This window comes from Streptomyces sp. L2, assembly GCF_004124325.1.
In the GTDB taxonomy this organism is placed as follows: Bacteria; Actinomycetota; Actinomycetes; order Streptomycetales; family Streptomycetaceae; genus Streptomyces.
In genome coordinates, this window is record NZ_QBDT01000001.1 from 376,810 (window position 1) to 394,473 (window position 17,664).

General features: G+C 70.9%; 19 protein-coding genes and 1 riboswitch. Of the genes, 12 read left to right on the plus strand and 7 right to left on the minus strand.

Going from position 1 to position 17,664, the window contains the following annotated elements; translation table 11 throughout:
* Nucleotides 1–42 precede the first annotated feature (42 nt).
* Nucleotides 43–405, plus strand: coding sequence for a zinc ribbon domain-containing protein YjdM (locus DBP14_RS01655; protein ID WP_129305269.1), 363 nt, complete (start codon nt 43–45; stop codon nt 403–405).
* A gap of 30 nt (nt 406–435) precedes the next feature.
* Here the strand turns inward: DBP14_RS01655 and DBP14_RS01660 are convergent, their stop codons facing one another.
* On the minus strand, nt 436–621 hold the full coding sequence (locus DBP14_RS01660) for a hypothetical protein (RefSeq protein ID WP_129305270.1): 186 nt from the start codon (nt 619–621) through the stop codon (nt 436–438).
* 215 nt (nt 622–836) lie between these two features.
* Here DBP14_RS01660 and DBP14_RS01665 point away from each other — a divergent pair, with 215 nt between their 5' ends.
* From DBP14_RS01665 to DBP14_RS01695, 7 genes are all read left to right on the plus strand, one after another.
* Nucleotides 837–1,187, plus strand: coding sequence for a metalloregulator ArsR/SmtB family transcription factor (locus tag DBP14_RS01665; RefSeq protein WP_129305271.1), 351 nt, complete (start codon nt 837–839; stop codon nt 1,185–1,187).
* A 325-nt stretch (nt 1,188–1,512) separates the two neighbouring features.
* Complete coding sequence (locus DBP14_RS01670) at nt 1,513–1,923, plus strand: oxidoreductase (RefSeq protein ID WP_241740765.1); 411 nt, start codon at nt 1,513–1,515, stop codon at nt 1,921–1,923.
* Nucleotides 1,920–3,953 (plus strand): proton-conducting transporter membrane subunit, encoded by a 2,034-nt coding sequence (locus DBP14_RS01675; protein WP_129305273.1) that lies wholly within the window; start codon nt 1,920–1,922, stop codon nt 3,951–3,953. The genes DBP14_RS01670 and DBP14_RS01675 overlap by 4 nt, the downstream gene beginning before the upstream one ends.
* Nucleotides 3,953–4,909: an NADH-quinone oxidoreductase subunit H gene (locus tag DBP14_RS01680; RefSeq protein ID WP_129305274.1), complete on the plus strand. Its 957-nt coding sequence runs from the start codon at nt 3,953–3,955 to the stop codon at nt 4,907–4,909. Before DBP14_RS01675 ends, DBP14_RS01680 begins: the two co-directional genes overlap by 1 nt.
* Nucleotides 4,906–5,598: a hypothetical protein gene (locus DBP14_RS01685; RefSeq protein ID WP_129305275.1), complete on the plus strand. Its 693-nt coding sequence runs from the start codon at nt 4,906–4,908 to the stop codon at nt 5,596–5,598. The genes DBP14_RS01680 and DBP14_RS01685 overlap by 4 nt, the downstream gene beginning before the upstream one ends.
* Nucleotides 5,598–7,190 carry a proton-conducting transporter membrane subunit gene (locus tag DBP14_RS01690; protein WP_129305276.1) on the plus strand — a complete coding sequence of 531 codons (1,593 nt, stop codon included), beginning with the start codon at nt 5,598–5,600 and terminating at the stop codon, nt 7,188–7,190. Before DBP14_RS01685 ends, DBP14_RS01690 begins: the two co-directional genes overlap by 1 nt.
* 4 nt (nt 7,191–7,194) lie before the next feature.
* Nucleotides 7,195–8,676 (plus strand): NADH-quinone oxidoreductase subunit C, encoded by a 1,482-nt coding sequence (locus DBP14_RS01695; protein WP_129305277.1) that lies wholly within the window; start codon nt 7,195–7,197, stop codon nt 8,674–8,676.
* Between the two features lie 133 nt (nt 8,677–8,809).
* On the opposite strand, the gene DBP14_RS35910 is transcribed toward DBP14_RS01695, so the two are convergent.
* From DBP14_RS35910 to DBP14_RS01710, 4 genes are all read right to left on the minus strand, one after another.
* Nucleotides 8,810–8,935: a DUF6126 family protein gene (locus DBP14_RS35910; protein ID WP_241741148.1), complete on the minus strand. Its 126-nt coding sequence runs from the start codon at nt 8,933–8,935 to the stop codon at nt 8,810–8,812.
* Between the two features lie 202 nt (nt 8,936–9,137).
* Entirely contained in the window at nt 9,138–9,344 is a 207-nt protein-coding gene (locus DBP14_RS36585; RefSeq protein WP_241740766.1) for a hypothetical protein, read from the minus strand.
* A gap of 140 nt (nt 9,345–9,484) precedes the next feature.
* Nucleotides 9,485–9,823 (minus strand): metalloregulator ArsR/SmtB family transcription factor, encoded by a 339-nt coding sequence (locus DBP14_RS01705; RefSeq protein WP_129305278.1) that lies wholly within the window; start codon nt 9,821–9,823, stop codon nt 9,485–9,487.
* Nucleotides 9,824–9,828: 5 nt separating this feature from the next.
* Nucleotides 9,829–10,014: a hypothetical protein gene (locus tag DBP14_RS01710; RefSeq protein ID WP_129305279.1), complete on the minus strand. Its 186-nt coding sequence runs from the start codon at nt 10,012–10,014 to the stop codon at nt 9,829–9,831.
* Nucleotides 10,015–10,663: 649 nt separating this feature from the next.
* Between DBP14_RS01710 and DBP14_RS01715 the strand changes: the two genes are divergently transcribed.
* From DBP14_RS01715 to DBP14_RS01730, 4 genes are all read left to right on the plus strand, one after another.
* Nucleotides 10,664–10,981 carry a hypothetical protein gene (locus tag DBP14_RS01715; RefSeq protein ID WP_129305280.1) on the plus strand — a complete coding sequence of 106 codons (318 nt, stop codon included), beginning with the start codon at nt 10,664–10,666 and terminating at the stop codon, nt 10,979–10,981.
* 223 nt (nt 10,982–11,204) lie between these two features.
* A riboswitch (Fluoride riboswitch) is annotated at nt 11,205–11,269 on the plus strand.
* 319 nt (nt 11,270–11,588) lie between these two features.
* On the plus strand, nt 11,589–12,089 hold the full coding sequence (locus DBP14_RS01720; protein ID WP_129305281.1) for an inorganic diphosphatase: 501 nt from the start codon (nt 11,589–11,591) through the stop codon (nt 12,087–12,089).
* Between the two features lie 62 nt (nt 12,090–12,151).
* The gene (eno, locus tag DBP14_RS01725) at nt 12,152–13,435 is read left to right on the plus strand and encodes a phosphopyruvate hydratase (protein WP_129305282.1); all 1,284 of its coding nucleotides are present in this window, start codon (nt 12,152–12,154) and stop codon (nt 13,433–13,435) included.
* Between the two features lie 298 nt (nt 13,436–13,733).
* A complete protein-coding gene (locus DBP14_RS01730; protein WP_129305283.1) occupies nt 13,734–14,252 on the plus strand; it encodes a hypothetical protein in 519 nt (172 codons plus the stop codon).
* A gap of 244 nt (nt 14,253–14,496) precedes the next feature.
* Here the strand turns inward: DBP14_RS01730 and DBP14_RS01735 are convergent, their stop codons facing one another.
* Entirely contained in the window at nt 14,497–16,881 is a 2,385-nt protein-coding gene (locus tag DBP14_RS01735) for a phosphoketolase family protein (protein WP_129305284.1), read from the minus strand.
* Between the two features lie 274 nt (nt 16,882–17,155).
* A complete protein-coding gene (locus tag DBP14_RS01740; protein ID WP_129311621.1) occupies nt 17,156–17,443 on the minus strand; it encodes an SHOCT domain-containing protein in 288 nt (95 codons plus the stop codon).
* Between the last annotated feature and the right edge of the window lie 221 nt (nt 17,444–17,664).

The following is a 17,664-nucleotide window of genomic DNA, read 5'->3' on the forward strand; positions in this document are numbered from 1 at the left end:
ATGACACATGTATCGAGTTACGCACAGAAAGACACTGGCTCCATGAGTGAGACTCTTCCCCCCTGCCCCGAATGCTCCGGCGCGTACACGTACGAGATGGGCGCGCTGCTCGTCTGCCCCGAGTGCGGCCATGAATGGTCGCCGTCCGCCGCGTCCGCCGTGTCCGCCGACGAGCGGGGCGAGAAGGTGATCAGGGACGCGGTCGGCAACGTGCTCGTCGACGGCGACACCGTGACGGTGGTGAAGACCCTCAAGGTCAAGGGCAGTCCGTCCGGGATCAAGGCGGGCACCAAGGTGCGCAACATCCGCCTCGTCGAGGACGGCGTGGACGGCCACGACATCGACTGCAGGATCGACGGGTTCGGAGCCATGCAACTGAAGTCCAGCGTGGTCAAGAAGGTCTGACCCGGCGTCCGCGCCGGGTCCGGGCGCCGATCAGCCGCGCTCGCCGGCTCGGGTCGGCTGCGTGCGCCGGCCGCCGAGGGACAGCCGGAGCATACGGGCGTCGCCGCAGCGCGGGCAGTTTCCGTCCGGGCCGACGGCGGTGGGGCGGCACTTGAGGCGGCAGGCGGGGCACTTGAGCCAGACGACTCCGCTGCCGCGCAACGGGATGATCCTCATGCAAGCCTCCCTCACTGGACTCAATGACTTGCTAATGTTAGCAATTACTGAGGTCATCACCGCTGAATACGGGCGGCGGCCCGGCTCCTAGGCGCGGCTTCGGTTCTTCCGGGGCCGCAGGCGAGGATGGGTCGCATGTCTGTGATGAGTGGGTGGATGCGATGCCAAGTGGACCGGCCGGTCAGGTCATGCCGTGCCGGGGAGGGGACGGCACGGTGAGTACGCCGCTGTACCAGCTGAAGGCCGAGTTCTTCAAAACCCTCGGCCACCCCGCGCGTATCCGTGTCCTGGAGTTGCTGAGCGAACGTGAGCACGCGGTCGCCGAGATGCTGCCCGAGGTGGGCATCGAGCCCGCGCACCTGTCCCAGCAGCTCGCCGTGCTGCGGCGGGCGAACCTGGTGCGCACCCGCAAGGAGGGGTCGAACGTGTACTACTCGCTGACCAGCCCCGAGGTGGCAGAGCTGCTGCGGGTGGCACGCTCGATCCTGTCCGGTGTGCTGGCGGGGCAGGCTGAACTGCTCGCCGACCTGCGAGCGGTTCAGCCGGAGGGGAAACCGCCGTCGTAGCGACGGCCCGTGACCGGCGGCCGTCTCCCGAGAGCCGGACAGCGCTCTGTGGTGCCGGGAGGCGGCCGCCTCCGAACTGCGCCTTGGTCTGCCGGCCGGAGGAGAGGACGCCCGCCGTGCGGACGGTCATCGGACGATGACCGTCTCCCATATCTCCTTAAAACAGGCAAAGCGTGAGAAAAGAGTCGTAACTCAAGCCGCTTGTCGGCTTTGGTCACCTGGGGAAGTCCTCACCACCACTCGGGAGAGGTGCATGGGCCTGTTGCGCAGGATCCGGACAACCGGGAGGGTCGCCGAGCCCGCGCCGCCCCGTCCGGAGGCCGACATGCCGGAGACGGCGCGGCAACTGGGCGGCTCGGTGCAGGTGCGCTGTGTGGACGCGGGCTCCTGCAACGGCTGCGAGATCGAGATCACCGCCGCGTTCAACCCGGTGTACGACGCCGAGCGGTACGGGGCGCGGCAGGTGGCCTCGCCCCGGCATGCGGACGTGGCTCTGGTGACCGGCCCGGTGACCCGGAACATGGCCGAGCCGCTGCGGCGCACGGTCGCCGCGATGGGCCGGCCGCGGCTGGTGGTCGCGGTCGGGGACTGCGCGGTCAACTGCGGGGAGTTCGCCGGCGGCCACGGCATCGAGGGCGCGGTCTCCGACGTCGTACCGGTGGATCTGGCCGTACCGGGATGCCCGCCCGAGCCGGAGGCGATCGTGGCGGCGCTCCGGAGGGTGACCGGACGGTGAGCGTGATTCCGGCCGCCCTCGCGACGGCCACCGGCCTGGGTGGTGCGGGCGCGCTGGCAGGACTCGGACTGCCCCGCGGGCTGCGCGTCCCGGTCGCCGGAGTTCTGACCGCGGGTGTCGGGGCGGCGGGCTGCGCGGCGGGTGTGGCCGCACTGGGCGGAAGCCGCTGGACAGCCTACTGCTCCGGGCTGTTGCCGCTGGCCGGGGCGCATGTGGCGGTGGACGCGCTGGCGGGACTGTTCATGGCGGTCGCCGGGGCCGTCGTAGCCGCGGTGGCGGTGTACGGCATCGGGTACGCCGCGGGGCACGGCGCGCGCGGGCTCGGCTCGCGTACGGCTCAGGCCGTCCTGCCGTTGTTCGCACTGACGCTGGTGCTCGTACCCGTGGCGGCGTCGGTGTCCACGTTCCTGCTGCTGTGGGAGCTGATGGCGCTCTCCTCACTGCTCTTGGTACTCGCCGAGCACCGGGAGCGCCCGTCGGTACGGCAGGCCGGCGTCTGGTACGCCGTGATGACCCACCTCGGGCTCATGCTGCTGCTCGCCGGGTTGGCGTGGTTCGCCGGACAGGCGGGCGGGGAGACCTTCGCCGCGCTGAGGGCGGGCGCGCACGGCATCTCGTCCACCGTGCGGGGGACCGTCTTCGTCCTCGTGGCACTGGCGTTCACCTCGAAGGCGGGGACACTGCCGCTGCACGCCTGGCTGCCGCTGGCGCACCCTGAAGCGCCCAGTCCCGTCTCGGCGTTGATGAGCACCGCCATGGTCAACCTCGGCATCTATGGTGTGGTCCGGACCGGGTTCGATCTGCTGGGCGGCGGCCCGCCGTGGTGGTGGCTCGGGCTGCTGGCGGTGGGCGGGATCAGTGCCGTGTACGGCATCCTGCAAGCGGCGATGGCCTCCGATCTGAAGCGGCTGCTGGCGTATTCGACCAGCGAGAACATGGGCCTGGTCCTCATCGGCATCGGCGCGTCCGGACTGTTCGCCTCCTACGGAAACCGGCCGCTGGCCGCGCTCGCCCTCGTGGCGGCGCTGCTGCACGTGGTCAACCACGCGGCGTTCAAGGCCCTGTTGTTCTGCGCTGCCGGATCCGTCCTGCGGGCGACCGGTCTGCGGGACCTGGACCGGCTGGGCGGACTGCGGGCTCGGATGCCGGCCACGGCCGGGTTCTTCGCGCTGGCCGCGCTCGGCGCGGTGGCGCTGCCGCCGGGCAACGGCTTCATCAGTGAGTGGCTCCTTCTCCAGTCCGTCATCCACGGGCTTCAGGTACCGGGGGTCGCGGTCGCCGTGGTGCTGCCTCTGGCAGTCGCGCTGATCGCGTTGTCGGCCGGGATCGCCGCGGCGGTGTTCGTGAAAGCGCTCGGCGTGGGCTTCTTCGCCCGGCCCCGTGACGAGCGCGCGGCCGAGGCGCGGGAGGCGCCGCCGCTGATGCTCGCCGGGATGGGCCTGCTCGCCGTGGGGATCGCGGCGCTGGCCGTGGTGCCGGGCCTGCTGGGCGATGGTCTTGACCGGGCCGTCGGTGCCGCCGGGCTGCCGGGCAGCGGGGCCCTGACCGGCGGCGGGCTCAAGGTGCGGCTGGCCGACATCTCCGCCCGGTTGTCCCCGTTGTGGGTGGTGGCCGCGCTCACCGCCGCGATCCTGCTCGCGGTCGCACTGCCGCGCGTCCACGGCCGCCGCAGGCGTCGGGTGAACGCCCGGCTGTGGGACTGCGGGGGCGGTGCGCCGACACCGCGCATGGCGTACACGGCGACCTCGTTCGCCGAGCCGCTGCAGCGGGTCTTCGACGATGTGCTCGCCCCGGAGCAGGACGTGGACGTCACACCGGTGCGCGAGTCGGCGTACCTGGTGGAGCGGGTGCGCTTCCAGCACCGGGTGCCTGACCGGATCGAGCACCGGCTGTACGAACCGGTGCTCGGGTTCCTGGCCGGTGCGGGCCGCGCGGCCAGACGGCTGGCGGGCGGCAGCGTGCATCTGTATCTCGGCTACGGCTTCGCCGGGCTGGTCGTCCTGATGTCGGTGTTGGCGGTGGGCTGGTGATGAACGGGATCCGGTATGTGGCCGTCGCCGGCCAGGTCGTGGTCGTGGCGGCCGGAGCGCCGTTGCTGACCGGGTGGATGCGGCAGGTGCGGGCCCGGCTGGAGGGCCGGGCAGGGGCCGGGGTGTTCCAGCCCTGGCGGGACACACGCAAACTGCTGCGCAAGGAGCCCATCACGCCGGTGGGGACCGGTCCTGCCTTCCGGGCCGCCCCCGCCCTGCTGGTCGCCACCACCGTGGTGGCGGCGGCTCTGGTGCCGCTGTTGTCCACCGACACCCCGGTGAGCGGGCACGCGGACCTCATCGTGGTGGTCGCGCTGATCGCGCTCGGCACCCTCGCCCTCGCCCTGGCCGGACTGGACACCGGCACCGCGTTCGGCGGGATGGGGGCCTCCCGGGAGATGACGGTCGCCGCCCTGGTGGAACCGACCATTCTGCTGTCGGTGTTCGCCCTGTCGATACCGGCCGGCACGACCAACATCCCCGCGATCGTCTCCGGTGCCGTTCACCAGCCCGCTCGCCTCGCCTCCCCGGCCGGGCTGCTGGCCGTGGCCGCGCTCGCGGTGGCGGTCCTGGCGGAGACGGGCCGGATCCCGGTGGACAACCCCTCCACCCACCTCGAACTCACCATGATCCACGAGGCGATGGTGCTGGAGTACGCGGGCCCCGACCTGGCCCTGGTCGAACTCGGCGCGCAGATGCGGCTCACCCTCCTCCTCGGGCTGCTGTCCTCCCTGTTCGTGCCCTGGGGGATCGCCACCGGCGTCTCCTGGGCGGCGCTGGCCGTGGCCCTGGTGGCGTTCGCGGCGAAACTTCTGCTGCTGGGCGCGGTGCTCGCCACGGCCGAGGTGTTCTGGGCCAAGGTCCGGCTGTTCCGCGTGCCCGAACTCCTCGCCGGCTCCTTCCTGCTGGCGCTGCTCGCGGTGACCGCTTCGTACTTCCTGAACGGAGCATCATGAGCGGCGGCCTGTACACCCAGCTCCTCGACCTGGCCTGCGGTGCCTTCCTGCTGGCTGCCGTGATCGTGCTCTGGCGCCGCGAACTCGCCGGAATCATCCGCGTCTTCGCCCTGCAGGGCGTGGCCCTGGCCGCCATCGCCGTCCTGCTCGGCGCGCACGAGGAACGGTGGGACCTGACCGCCGTGGGCCTCGGCGTCGGCGTACTGCGTGCGGGCGTGCTGCCGTATCTCATGCGCCGGGCGCTCGCCGCACTGACCGAGGACCGGCAGCGGCACGGCACAGGGGACAACGAGAGGCGGGAGACGCAACCGCTGATCAACGTCGCCGCCTCGCTGCTGACCGCGGCCCTGCTGACCCTGCTGGCGTACGCGGTGGCCCGGCCGCTGACCGCCGTGCACCCCACGCCGGCCACCCGGGCGCTTCCGGTCGGCCTGGCCGTCGTCCTGATCGGCTTCTTCGTCCTCGTCACCCGCAGGCGCGCGCTCTCCCAGGTGGTCGGATTCCTGCTCCTGGACAACGGCATCACCGCCACCGCCTTCCTGGCCACCTCCGGCGTGCCGCTCATCGTCGAACTCGGCGTCTCCTTCGACGTGCTGCTGGCCGTGCTGGTGCTGCAGATCCTCACCACCCGGGTGCGGGAGGCGTTCGGCACCACCGACATCGACGACCTGCGGGAGCTGCACGACTGATGAACGCCGCGCTGTTGTTGACCGCTCCTGTCGCCGCGCCACTGGTGGCCGCCGGTGCGTACGCCCTGGCCGGAGTACGCCCCCGCGCGAGCGCCGCATCGCTCGCCGCAGCCCGTACCGAGTCCCGGCGGCAGGTGTCCGCACAGGGCTCCGTCCTGGTGGCGCAGGCACCCGAGCCCGGTGAGGCACCCACGCGGAATGCGCCGGCCTGGGCCGGGCTGGCCCCGCCCGCCGTGATCCTTGCGTGCGGGAGCCTGCTCGCGACGGACGTGGTCGACGGCGGACCACAGCGGGCGTACTCGGGCCTCCTGCGCGCGGACGCGCTGACCGCCTGGATGCTGCTCCTGGTCGGCGCCGTGGCGCTGATCGCCTGCGGCTCGGCCCCGGCGCACCTGGCGGGCGAACGGGCCGCCGGGCGGGCGCACGACCGGACGACGTGGCACTATCACGCTCTCGTGCAGGCGTTCCTCGCCGCCATGTGCATGGCCGTGGTGACCGCCAACCTCGGTGTGATGTGGGTCGCCGTCGAGGCCACCACCATCGTCACCGCCTTCCTCGTCGGCCACCGCCGCACCCGCACCTCGGTGGAGGCCGCCTGGAAGTACGTGGTGATCTGCTCGGTCGGCATCGCGCTCGCCTTCCTCGGTACCGTGCTCGTCTACTACGCCGCCCGGCAAGCCGGCATCGCCGAGGCATGGGCGCTGGACTGGCCCACCCTCATCGCCCGCGCCGGCCGGCTCGACCCGGCCGTCACCCGGCTCGGCATCGCCCTGGTCGTGCTCGGCTTCGGAGCGAAGGCCGGTCTCATTCCGCTGCACGCCTGGCTGGCGGATGCTCACAGCCAGGCCCCCGCGCCGGTGTCAGCGCTGATGTCGGGGGTACTGCTGTCGGTGGCCTTCGCCGCGATCCTGCGCTACCGGGTCATCGCCGACGCGGCGCTCGGACCGGACTTCACCCGCGTCCTGCTCGCCTCCATCGCGCTGCTCACCCTCGCCGTCGCGGCCGGGCTGCTGCTCGCCCAGCGTGACTACAAGCGCATGCTGGCCTACTCCAGCATGGAACACATGAGCCTGATCGCCCTCGGCACGGCGATCGGCAGCCCCCTCGCCCTGGCGGCGGCGCTGCTGCACATCGCCGGCCACGGCCTCGCCAAGTCCGTCGCCTTCTGCGCCTCCGGCCACATCCTCCAGCTGACCGGCACGGCGAAGATCGGACGCGTGCGCGGACTGCTTGCCCGAGCGCCTTTGGCGGGCGGGGTTTTCGGGCTCGCGGTGGTGGCGTTGCTCGCCTTCCCGCCGTTCAGCCTCTTCGCGTCCGAACTCGGCATCGCCCGCGCCGGTTTCCTCGCGGGCGGTGGTCTCGCCTGGGCCACGGCGGTGGCCCTGCTGCTGGTGCTCGCCGCCTTCGCCGCGCTCTCCGCCCGCACAGCCCGCATGCTGCTCGGCCCCGCCCCGGCACCTCGGACGGGGCCCGAGGCCACTGCTGCCTGGCCCCTCGTCCTGGGCCTGGCCGCCTGCGCCACCCTCGGCATCACGCCGGGCCCCCTCGCCGACCTGTTGCACGCCGCCGCCCAGGCGATCGGAGGCCACTGAGGCGATGCGCACCACGCACGAGACCAGCGCTGCCGAACTCCCGCAGCGCGCTGCAGAGTTGCTGACCGGCGGGCATCGCCTCGCGCTGATCGCCGCGCACTACGGCGAGGGCGGCATCCGTGTGGTGTATCTGTTCGTGGCAGGCCCACCGGACGTCCGCACCGAGTTGCACATCCAGCTCGCCCCCGAGCGCCCCGAGTTGCCGACACTGGCCCATCTCTCCTTCGCGGCCGGCCGGTTCGAGCGCGAGATGCGCGACCTGTTCGGCATCGTCCCCCTCGACCATCCCCTGCCGCGTCGCCTGGTCCGGCATTTCCACTGGCCGCGCGGCTGGTATCCCATGCATCCCGATGCCGGGCCCCCGCCGGCCTTCGGCGAGCAGGAGGGCCCTTACCCCTTCCTCCAGGTGGAGGGGGACGGTGTCTACGAGATCGGTGTCGGGCCGGTGCACGCGGGGCTGATCGAGCCGGGTCACTTCCGCTTCTCCGTCGTGGGCGAGACCATTCTCAAACTCAAGGCCCGCCTCTGGTTCACCCACAAGGGAGTGGAGAAGCTCTTCCAGGGCCGTACGACCGCTGCCGGTCTGCCGTTGGCCGAACGGATCAGTGGTGACACGGCCGTCGGCCACGCGCTCGCGTATTGCCTGGCCGTCGAGGAGGCCACCGGTACCGAGGTCCCCGTCGAAGCCCGGCGAGCCCGTGCCTTGCTGCTGGAGCTGGAGCGGATTCACAACCACGTCGCCGACCTCGGCATGCTCTGCAACGACGCCGGTCACGGCATCCTCAACGCCCAGGCCCAGCGCGTCCGCGAACAGCTCCTGCGCCTGAACCGGGAGACCACCGGCCACCGGCTGCTGCGCGGAGGCGTCGTGCCGGGCGGAGTCGCGCTCCAGTCGCTGCCCGAGGTGCAACGGCTGAAGGCGATCGGCGAGGACATCCGTGAGATCACCGACCTCGCCCTCGGGCACTCCACGGTCCGCGACCGCTTCACCGGCACCGCCGTCCTGAAGACCGACGCGGCCCGGGAGATCGGCTGCCTCGGCTACGTCGCCCGCGCCAGCGGCCTGGCGAACGACGCCCGGATCGCACATCCCTTCACCGACTACGGCGCACAGCTCGACATCCCCGTCCACACCGGCGGCGACGTGCTGGCCCGCTTCCTGGTGCGTGCCGAGGAGATCGACACCTCCCTCGCCCTGATCGAGCAGCTCGCCGATGGCCTCACCGCCCCGCGAGCCGTCGTGGGACCATCCCCCCGGCCCGGTGCGGGACCTCGCACCGGTGTGGGCCTGGTGGAGGGCTGGCGGGGCACCATCGCCACCCGCGTCGAACTCGCCCCCGACGGCACGTTGGCCCGAGTCAAACCGGTCGACCCGTCCTTCTTCAACTGGCCCGCCCTACCCGTCGCGTTGACCGACACGATCGTCCCGGACTTCCCGCTGACCAACAAGAGCTTCAATCTCTCCTACGCGGCCAACGATCTCTGACACGACGGCCCTGACGCCGCCTCGACGCACGAGACGGCGTCCGGTCACCCACTCCACTCGCGGTGCCGGTGGCCATCACGCTCCCGCCGGTCGCCTGCCAGGCGCCGTCCCCGCCCCGTCAGGGCACGTGCCGCTATGTGTGCGCATGCTGGCCGAGGTAGAACAGCAGCATCACCCAGCCCGCGATGATGTGGGTGCCGAAAATGTAGTAGAAGGCGCGCAGCCACATCCCGCGCTCCTCACGGCTTTCCCTGTCCATCGCCTTGCCGGCTTTCCTGGCCTTCTTGTCATCGCTCACCGTGCCAACTCCGTGTTCCGTCTTTCGTGGTCTGCGCTACGCGGGGATCCGGAACCGCACGAGGACGACCTTGGCCCTCGTGGTCGACGACGGGTTCGGCGCTGACGTCCCCGTCGTATTCGGCGGCCGGCTCGGCCACCGTCCGCAGCCCGGCTCCCATGCCCTAGGCGGTGAGCTCCGGCAGCCGGGGCTCGGCGTCCGCGACGCCGACGACCAGCTGTCCGGCCGCGACCGCCACCCCCACGTCCGCCACCGTCGAGTGCGCGGCGTGCCGCGGCACGTTCGTGACCAGCTCACCGACCACCAGTCGCACCGCGTCCGCGAAGGCCGACCTGGGGGCGACGCCGGCCTTGGTGACACGCTCCGCCACCGCCTCTCGGGCCGCCCGCACGGCATCAGGCCCCAGCCGCACCGAGGTGATGTGCCGATGTGCCTGCGGCCGGACGTGCCGAACCGCCGCCGCGGGACCGCGGCGGCGGTTCCAAGGGAGCCGGAAGCGCGCGTCGCCGGTCACCGCGCCGCTTCCGCTCCGCGCAGCTCGTCGAGCAGGTCCTGCCGGCCCGCCAGCAGCACGGACAGGATCCGGCGTGCCGCGGCGAGGAGCTCGGCGACATCGCCGCCGGCCAGCTCGTAGACCACCGTCGACCCGCTGCGGGCGGCGGTGACGATGCCGGAACGGCGCAGCACCGCCAGCTGCTGTGACAGGTTCGACGGCTCGACTTCGATCGCCGCCAGCAGCTCGCGCACCGGCTTCGGCCCGTCCTGCAGCAGCTCCAGCACCCGGATGCGCACCGGATGCCCCAGCATCCGGAAGAACTCGGCCTTCGCCTCGTACAACGGAACCGGCATCCCTGTCACCCCTCCTCCACCTCCACGCCGCCACCGATATCGATGCCGTGTCCCCGCGCCACGCGCAGTGCGTCGTCCAGCTCGTCCCGCGCCACGGCCGCCTCATAGGCGTCCCCGGCCTCCACGGCGGCCGCGACCGCGGCACGCGCCTCGCGCACCCGCTCCCGCACGGCGTCGGCGAACCCGCCCACCGAGGACCACCTCCCCCCAGAACCTGGCCAGAATGGCAACTAGCAAATTGAAGAACTCTTCACGAGTAGCCGAGGGAGACCATTCGATGTCACCCCCAAGCCGTGGGGGTGTGGATGGGGGTGGTCAACCGCGGATGCGGTGGAAGGGGCGAATCCCATGGAGCGGGCCGATGCGGCCGGCAGGCTCCCCGAGGCCGGACCCCGTATGCGAGCCTACCTACCTGGCTCCACGGGGCAGGAACGTTCCCGCAACCATCTCACGGCCGAGGCGGCGCCCCTTGTCCCCATGCAGGTCGGTCGGGTCCGGGCCGACCTGCAGCAACGGCCGGCAGAGAGCACCCGGCAAATGATCCGCGCCGTCACCGTCAGGTGCGAAAAGGTCACCCACCATCTCAACTCCGCCAGGGAGCAGTCCGAGCATCAACGGAGTGACAGGGCCGGTGCGACGGCCGTACTCGCGCACAGCGAGCGGACGCTGCGGCGGATCGTCACCGAACTACAGGTGGACGACCCCGAGCACAGCCGGGCGCAGGACCCGAGGGACTGGGACGGGCGGGTGAACGAACATGACCCATCCGGCTGCCGCCCGGCAGACGGCCAATAGCACCACACACACCGTCCGCTCCGGTGCTGAGCTTGCCCAGGCCACATGGAGGCAGGACCATGCGAGCTGCGCGAGGAATCCGGCCTTGAGGCGGAAGGTCTGCGCTGTGCGCTCGTCCTCGATGTGAAGGACAGCGACACGGGCCGCTTCAGAATCGAGATCTTCCTTTTCCCCATGGGCCGGGTCCGAGGAGAACTCCAGACGCGTGAGGACGGACGCGAGCCGGTGTTCGTGCCGATGGCCGAGCTGTCCCACCTGCGACTCACTCCGCACATCGCCGCCACGCTGTCGGACATCCGACGCCTGCACGCGCGCGATCTCGACGACGACACGCCCGAGACCACCGCCGTCTATGGGCTGTAGAAGGCACGTGGGGCCGTCTGTGCCGGCCTCACGCCGCTCTGCACCAGGACGTATGGCTTCACGCGTGGGCGGACACCGTGACGCCTGTGCCCTCGCGAGGGGCGGGTATGATCCGGCCGGCCCGGCTTTCCTGGCATGGTCGGCGATCGATTGTGCTTTCCGTGCAGGGATGGCCGAGATGCCTGTCGGGACTCTCCGCGGGCACACTTGAAGTGCGCTCCCCGACCGCGCCGGTGATGGGGCTCACCGCAACCGCGGCACTACGCCGCTGACGGTCCCTGGTCCAACGACGTGACCAGGAGGAACCGTGCCCGCGACGGCCTGTCTGCCACCGCAGTGGCTTCCTTGCCCCCGCAGCCGTGATCACGTGGTCGCGGTGTGCTGCGCCACCCCGGCCGAATGCTCATGCACCAGTGTGCACAGGGTCCCAGCCCGCTGCGCCCGAACCGTCGCCATGCGTCCAAGCTGCTGGACGGCCGCCTCCAGGCGGGCCTGTCCGCGCGCGGTAGAGCCGACGGCTACGACGAGGTCGCTGACGCGTCAGGGCCCTCGCCCGCCCCCGACCAGAACACCGCGAGCCGCGGGACGCCATCACCAGGAGGAGACTGTGGAGTTCGAAGTGATCGTGGAGATTCCCCAGGGATCCCGCAACAAGTACGAGATGGACCCCGAGCTGCACCGCATCCGGCTGGACCGCCTGCTGTTCACCTCCACCAAGTACCCAGCCGACTACGGCTACATCGAGCACACCCTCGGCCGCGACGGTGACCCTCTCGACGCCCTTGTGATCGTCGGCGAACCAACGTTCCCCGGCTGCACCATCGAGTGCCGTGCCGTGGGTATGTTCGTCATGAAGGACGAACACGGCCCCGACGAGAAGATCCTGTGCGTCCCGGCCCACGACCCGCGCTACGCGCACGTGCAGGACATCAAGGACCTCCCTGCCTTCGATCGGCTGGAGATCACGCACTTCTTCGAGATCTACAAGGACCTCGAACCCGGCAAGAGCGTCGAAGGCTCGCACTGGGAAGGCCGGGAACAGGCGTACACAGAGATCGAAGCCTCCCGCGCCCGCACTCGCCACACGACGGCCAATCCCCACGGATGACGCGGCCGCACACCAGAACCCGCCCCCCGGGCACATTGTCTTTCGCCACAGATCGGAAGCTCATGTCCCTTCAGATCACGAATGTCCACGCCGTCGAGATCCTCGACTCCCGCGCCCGTCCCACCCTTGCCGTCACCGTCACCACCGCGGACGGCACCGCCGTCCGCGCGGGCGTTCCCTCCGGCGCGTCCACAGGCACCCGCGAGGCCGTGGAACTCCGAGACGGCGACCAGGCCCGCTACAACGGACAGGGCGTGCGCGATGCCGTCGAGCACGTCAACGCCGAAATCGCCCAGGCCCTGACCGGCCGGATGTTCGCGTCCGCCGCCGAGGTCGATCGCGCCCTCATCGACCTGGACGGTACGGAGACGAAGTCCCGGCTCGGCGCCAACGCCATCGTCGGCGTGTCCATCGCCGCCGTGCGTGCCGAAGCCGCGCTGGCCGGGCTGGAGTTGTGGCAGCATCTCGCTCAGGTCACCGGCACGACACCGCGGCTGCCCGTGCCGCACTTCAACGTGGTCAACGGGGGCGCGCACGCCGCTGACAACCTCGACTTCCAGGAGTTCATGCTCGCCCCGATCGGCGCCCCCAGCCTGCCCGACGCCGTCCGCGCCGGAGCCGAGGTCTACTCGAGGATCAAGGCCCGCCTGACCGCTGACGGCCACGCCACAGGCCTGGGGGACGAGGGCGGCTTCGCCCCCGCCATCGACCATCCCGAGGACGTCCTGCAACTCCTCGTCGACGCCATCACCGACGCCGGCTATACGCCTGGCCGGGACGGCATCGCGATTGCCCTGGACCCCGCCGCCAGCGGGTTTCACCATCAGACCGACGGCCGCTATCACGTGGCTGACGAGACCCTGACCAGTGACCAGCTCATCGACCGCTACGAGGCGATCATCGACCGATTTCCGGTCTGGTCGATCGAGGACGGTCTGGCCGAGGACGACTGGGACGGCTGGATCCGTCTGACCCAACGCCTCGGCGACCATGTGCAATTGATGGGCGACGACAATTTCGTCACCAATCCGGCGATCATCACCGACGCGATCAGCAAGAAGATCGGCAACTCGGCCTTGATCAAGGTGAACCAGATCGGCACCGTCACCGAGACCCTGGAGGCGATGCGGATCTGCCGCGGGGCCGGCTACACGCAGATGATCTCGCACCGCTCCGGCGAGACCGAGGACGCTTTCATCGCCGACCTCGTCGTGGGCACCGGCAGTGGTCAGATCAAGTCCGGCGCCCCGGCCCGCGGCGAACGCGTCGCCAAATACAACCGGCTGATGGCCATCGCGGACGCGGACGCCTCCCTCCCCTTTGGCCTCGCCACTGGTGGCCAGTGACCGGTAGGACGGTCGGCACAGCTCAGGCGCTGCTGGGGGACGATCCCGATGTGCCGGACGGCGCCAGGTTCGCTGGCACTGGAACGCGCACGGGACATCGGCCGCGCCTGACCACCTGGAAAGACACGCAGGTCACTTCTCCACGACCCCCGCCGCGCAGACCGATCGGTTCTCGAAGCAACAGGTGACAGCGGTGGGCGGGCGGTTCCTAGGTGACCTTCCCGGAAGGTATTCTCTCGCGGCGACGAGGATCGACTCCAGCGACCATCGGACCATCGGAAACCTGAACGAGATCTCCATGACCACACCTCGCTTCGAGTACCTATGCCGTCCCTTCGCCCAGGGCCTGCTCGACAAAGCCCGCGCACTCGCCGAGCTCGACCTCAACCAGCACCAGCGGGCCCGGCTCCGTGAGTCCGTCTCCGTCGACGTGCGCAAACTCTGCGACCTGCTCGTCCCCGACGCCCGGCTGCCCGAGGTGAGCACCGCGGCAGCCGAGTCGGCCGCGGGGCTCGGAGTCGATCTGCGCCGCGAAACCTGGCATTCCCAGCCGAAGTTCGATCCCGGGCGGGCAAGGTTCCACTACGAGCACATGAACCCGGTCGGAGAGATCGTGTCCCGCTTGGGTGCAGTGGAGTGCGCGGGTGATGTCGTGGCCCTGATCTCCGAGAGCTTGCGTCTGGCGTGGATCACCAAGGAGGAGGACCGCCGGCTCACGGCGCTCGGATTCCGTCAGCGGCGACCTGACCCCGCGGCTGCCTATGCCCGGGCCGGAATCACGTTGCTGCCGACCACGCCGACCCCTGGCTCGATCTGACAAGGCTCCGGCGATGTCCATCAGCGGCTGACCTCGAAGTCGGCCACGACGAGCAGCGCGCGCTGATGGGCTATGGCGCGGTCGGGGCGCCGGTATCCTGAGGCGTGAGTGAGCGGTGCCGCGCCGCGCGCCCTCGGGCACGCGCGGCGCGCGGTCGCCGCCTGCCCCGTACTGGCGCTCCGCCTGGACCGGACGCCGGGCCGGCGGCCGACACGGCGGACGTGAGCACTCCGGCCGTGGCCGTTCAGCCGTCCCAGGTCCAGTCCGCGACCTCGGGCAGGTCCATGCCGTGCTCGCGGATCCAGACGTGGTGGCGCTGCCGGGCGTCCTGCATGTGCTGGCGTACGTTCGCCGCGCGTACCGCGAGGCCGGGGACGCGGTCGATGACGTCCATGACGAGGCGGTAGCGGTCGAGGTCGTTGCGGACCACCATGTCGAACGGCGTGGTCGTGGTGCCGATCTCCTTGTAGCCGCGTACGTGCAGGTTCGGGTGGCCCGCGCGGCGGTAGGCCAAGCGGTGGATCAGCCACGGGTAGCCGTGGTAGGCGAAGATCACCGGCTTGTCGGGGGTGAACAGGCCGTCGTACTCGAAGTCGGTCATGCCGTGCGGGTGTTCCTCGGCGGGGAGCAGCCGGGCGATGTCGACGACGTTCACGATCCGCACGGCCAGGCCGGGCAGGTGCCGGCGCAGCAGCTGGGCGGCGGCGAGCACCTCCTGGGTGGGCACGTCGCCGGCACAGGCCAGCACCACGTCCGGTTCGCGGGTGCCGTCCTCGGTGCCGGCCCAGTCCCAGACGCCGGCGCCGCGCGCGCAGTGCACCGCCGCCTCCTCCATGGAGAGCCAGTCGAAGCAGGGCTGCTTGCCTGCGACGATCACGTTGACGTAGTCCTTGCTGCGCAGGGCGTGATCGGCGACGGACAGCAGCGTGTTGGCGTCCGGCGGGAAGTACACGCGGACCGCTTCGGGGCTCTTGTTGAGGATGTGGTCGACGAAGCCGGGGTCCTGGTGGGAGAAGCCGTTGTGGTCCTGGCGCCACACGTGCGAGGTCAGCAGGTAGTTGAGGGAGGCGATGGGGGCACGCCAGGGCAGCCGGCGGGTGGTGCGCAGCCACTTGATGTGCTGGTTGACCATCGAGTCGACGATGTGCACGAACGCCTCGTAGCAGGAGAACAGTCCGTGCCGGCCGGTGAGGAGGTAGCCCTCCAGCCAGCCCTGGCAGGTGTGTTCGGAGAGGATCTCCATCACCCGGCCGTGCCGGTCGAGGTGTTCGTCGACGTCGAGCGTCCGCGCCTGCCAGGCCTTGCCGCTGACCGCGTAGACCGCCTGGAGGCGGTTGGAGGCGGTCTCGTCGGGGCCGACGAGGCGGAAGTCGCGGCGGCCGGTGGTGGCGTGCATGACGTTTTGGAGCAGGTCGCCGAGCACTCGGGTGGGTTCGTGCAGGGTCGCGCCGTGCTTGCCGACCTCGACGGCGTACTTCTCCAGGGGCGGCAGGGGCAGCTCGCGTAGCAGCAGGCCGCCGTTGGCGTGCGGGTTGGCGCCGAGGCGGCGCTTGCCCTCGGGGACGCAGGCGAGCACCCCGGCGCGTGGGGCGCCGTGTTCGTCGAACAGTTCCTCCGGGCGGTAGGAGCGCATCCACCGCTCCAGTTGCCGCAGATGTTCGGGGTTGTCGCGGACTGCGGACAGCGGTACCTGGTGGGAGCGCCAGGTGCCCTCCACGGGCAGGCCGTCGACCTCGGCGGGGCCGGTCCAGCCCTTGGGGGTGCGCAGCACGATCACGGGCCAGTGCGGTCGTTCCGGGACGCCGTCCTCGCGGGCGCTGCTCTGGATGGCCGTGATGCGTTCCAGTGCGTCGTCCATCGCGGCGGCCATGGCGCGGTGGACGGCCATGGGGTCGTCGCCGGTGACGTGGAGGGGGGCGTGGCCGTAGCCCCGCAGCAGTTCGTCGAGTTCGTGCTCGGGCAGGCGGGCGAGCACGGTCGGGTTGGCGATCTTGTAGCCGTTGAGGTGCAGGATCGGCAGGACGGCGCCGTCGTGGACGGGGTCGAGGAACTTGTTGGAGTGCCAGGACGCGGCCAGTGGGCCGGTCTCGGCCTCGCCGTCGCCGATCACGCAAGCCACGAGCAGGTTCGGGTTGTCGAGGGCGGCGCCGTAGGCGTGGGAGAGCGCGTAGCCGAGTTCGCCGCCCTCGTGGATGGAGCCGGGGGTCTCCGGTGCGACGTGGCTGGGCACGCCGCCGGGGAAGGAGAACTGCCGGAACAGCCGCGTCATGCCGGCCGCGTCGCGTGTGACGTCGGGGGAGATCTCGGTGTACGAGCCCTCCAGCCAGGAGTTGGCCAGCACCGCCGGGCCGCCGTGCCCGGGTCCCCAGATGCACAGGGCGTCCAGGTCGCGGGCCTTGATCACGCGGTTGAGGTGAGTGTGCACCAGGTTCAGGCCGGGCGAGGTGCCCCAGTGGCCGAGCAGCCGGGGTTTGACGTGCTCGGGCCGCAGGGGTTCGGTGAGCAGGGGGTTGGCCATGAGGTAGATCTGGCCGACGGCCAGGTAGTTCGCGGCACGCCAGTGGGCGTCCAGCGACCTCAGCTCGTCCATCTCCAGTGTGCCGGGCATCTGCTGCGTGTCGACGGACATCGGGATCCTTTCGAGTCGGAGCAGGGGTCCGGGTTCCGGGTGTGCCGGTCTGCACGCCCCACCTTCTGCCGTCGCGCCGGGTACCCGACAGGGCCGTTCGGGCCACACCTGCCAAGAAGAACCGAACGGAGCATCCGGCCCGGTTCACATTCCGGAGCCGGGACCGGCCGACGATGTCGCCGTCCTCGCCAAGTACGGCGGCGGAGCTGCGGCCCTGGCGTACCACCGGCGGATGCTCCTGCCCGGTCCGTTCGACGACTGAGTCTCTTGCCGGTCAGTGCCGGCCGATCCGAGGAGCGTCACCGCCGGTTTCATCCAGGACGGCCAGACCGCGGCGGTACTCCTTCTCGCCGATCTCGCCCCGTGCGTATCGTTCGGCGAGCAGTTGCCGGGGGGCGCGCACGTCGGGCGGGGTGGCGGCCGGCTCGCTGCCACCTCGCGGCCTGGTCCAGGCGCGGTGGAGGAGGGAGCACAGGGTGCCGATCAGCGCCAAGAAGACGATCAGACCGACCGACATCCCGAACCAGTCCCAGACACCCAGGTCGTGGTCGTACCAGAACATCACGGTGACGCACCTCCTTCAGAGGGTCGACGGCATGGTCCGCGGACGGCATCCGAATCCTCCGCTCCCCACCCTCGTCCGGGCTTCGGGTCACGTCATGAGCCGGTGAGCCCTGGGGCAGGGCCGGACGGGCCCGCCGTCCGCGCGGCAGCGCCGGAGAAGAGGCCGCTGGATCGGATGGCTGTCTCTCACGGCCCTCCGCGTCGAGCACGCCAGGCCCC

What these genes read in the sequence shown, in the direction of transcription:
- DBP14_RS01655 (WP_129305269.1), top strand. Translation starts at nt 43, where the DNA reads ATGAGTGAGACTCTTCCCCCCTGCCCCGAATGCTCCGGCGCGTACACG.
- DBP14_RS01660 (WP_129305270.1), bottom strand. Translation starts at nt 621, where the DNA reads ATGAGGATCATCCCGTTGCGCGGCAGCGGAGTCGTCTGGCTCAAGTGC.
- DBP14_RS01670 (WP_241740765.1), top strand. Translation starts at nt 1,513, where the DNA reads ATGCCGGAGACGGCGCGGCAACTGGGCGGCTCGGTGCAGGTGCGCTGT.
- DBP14_RS01680 (WP_129305274.1), top strand. Translation starts at nt 3,953, where the DNA reads ATGAACGGGATCCGGTATGTGGCCGTCGCCGGCCAGGTCGTGGTCGTG.
- DBP14_RS01685 (WP_129305275.1), top strand. Translation starts at nt 4,906, where the DNA reads ATGAGCGGCGGCCTGTACACCCAGCTCCTCGACCTGGCCTGCGGTGCC.
- DBP14_RS01690 (WP_129305276.1), top strand. Translation starts at nt 5,598, where the DNA reads ATGAACGCCGCGCTGTTGTTGACCGCTCCTGTCGCCGCGCCACTGGTG.
- DBP14_RS01695 (WP_129305277.1), top strand. Translation starts at nt 7,195, where the DNA reads ATGCGCACCACGCACGAGACCAGCGCTGCCGAACTCCCGCAGCGCGCT.
- DBP14_RS35910 (WP_241741148.1), bottom strand. Translation starts at nt 8,935, where the DNA reads ATGGACAGGGAAAGCCGTGAGGAGCGCGGGATGTGGCTGCGCGCCTTC.
- DBP14_RS01705 (WP_129305278.1), bottom strand. Translation starts at nt 9,823, where the DNA reads ATGCCGGTTCCGTTGTACGAGGCGAAGGCCGAGTTCTTCCGGATGCTG.
- DBP14_RS01715 (WP_129305280.1), top strand. Translation starts at nt 10,664, where the DNA reads ATGGAGGCAGGACCATGCGAGCTGCGCGAGGAATCCGGCCTTGAGGCG.
- eno (WP_129305282.1), top strand. Translation starts at nt 12,152, where the DNA reads ATGTCCCTTCAGATCACGAATGTCCACGCCGTCGAGATCCTCGACTCC.
- DBP14_RS01730 (WP_129305283.1), top strand. Translation starts at nt 13,734, where the DNA reads ATGACCACACCTCGCTTCGAGTACCTATGCCGTCCCTTCGCCCAGGGC.
- DBP14_RS01735 (WP_129305284.1), bottom strand. Translation starts at nt 16,881, where the DNA reads ATGTCCGTCGACACGCAGCAGATGCCCGGCACACTGGAGATGGACGAG.
- DBP14_RS01740 (WP_129311621.1), bottom strand. Translation starts at nt 17,443, where the DNA reads ATGTTCTGGTACGACCACGACCTGGGTGTCTGGGACTGGTTCGGGATG.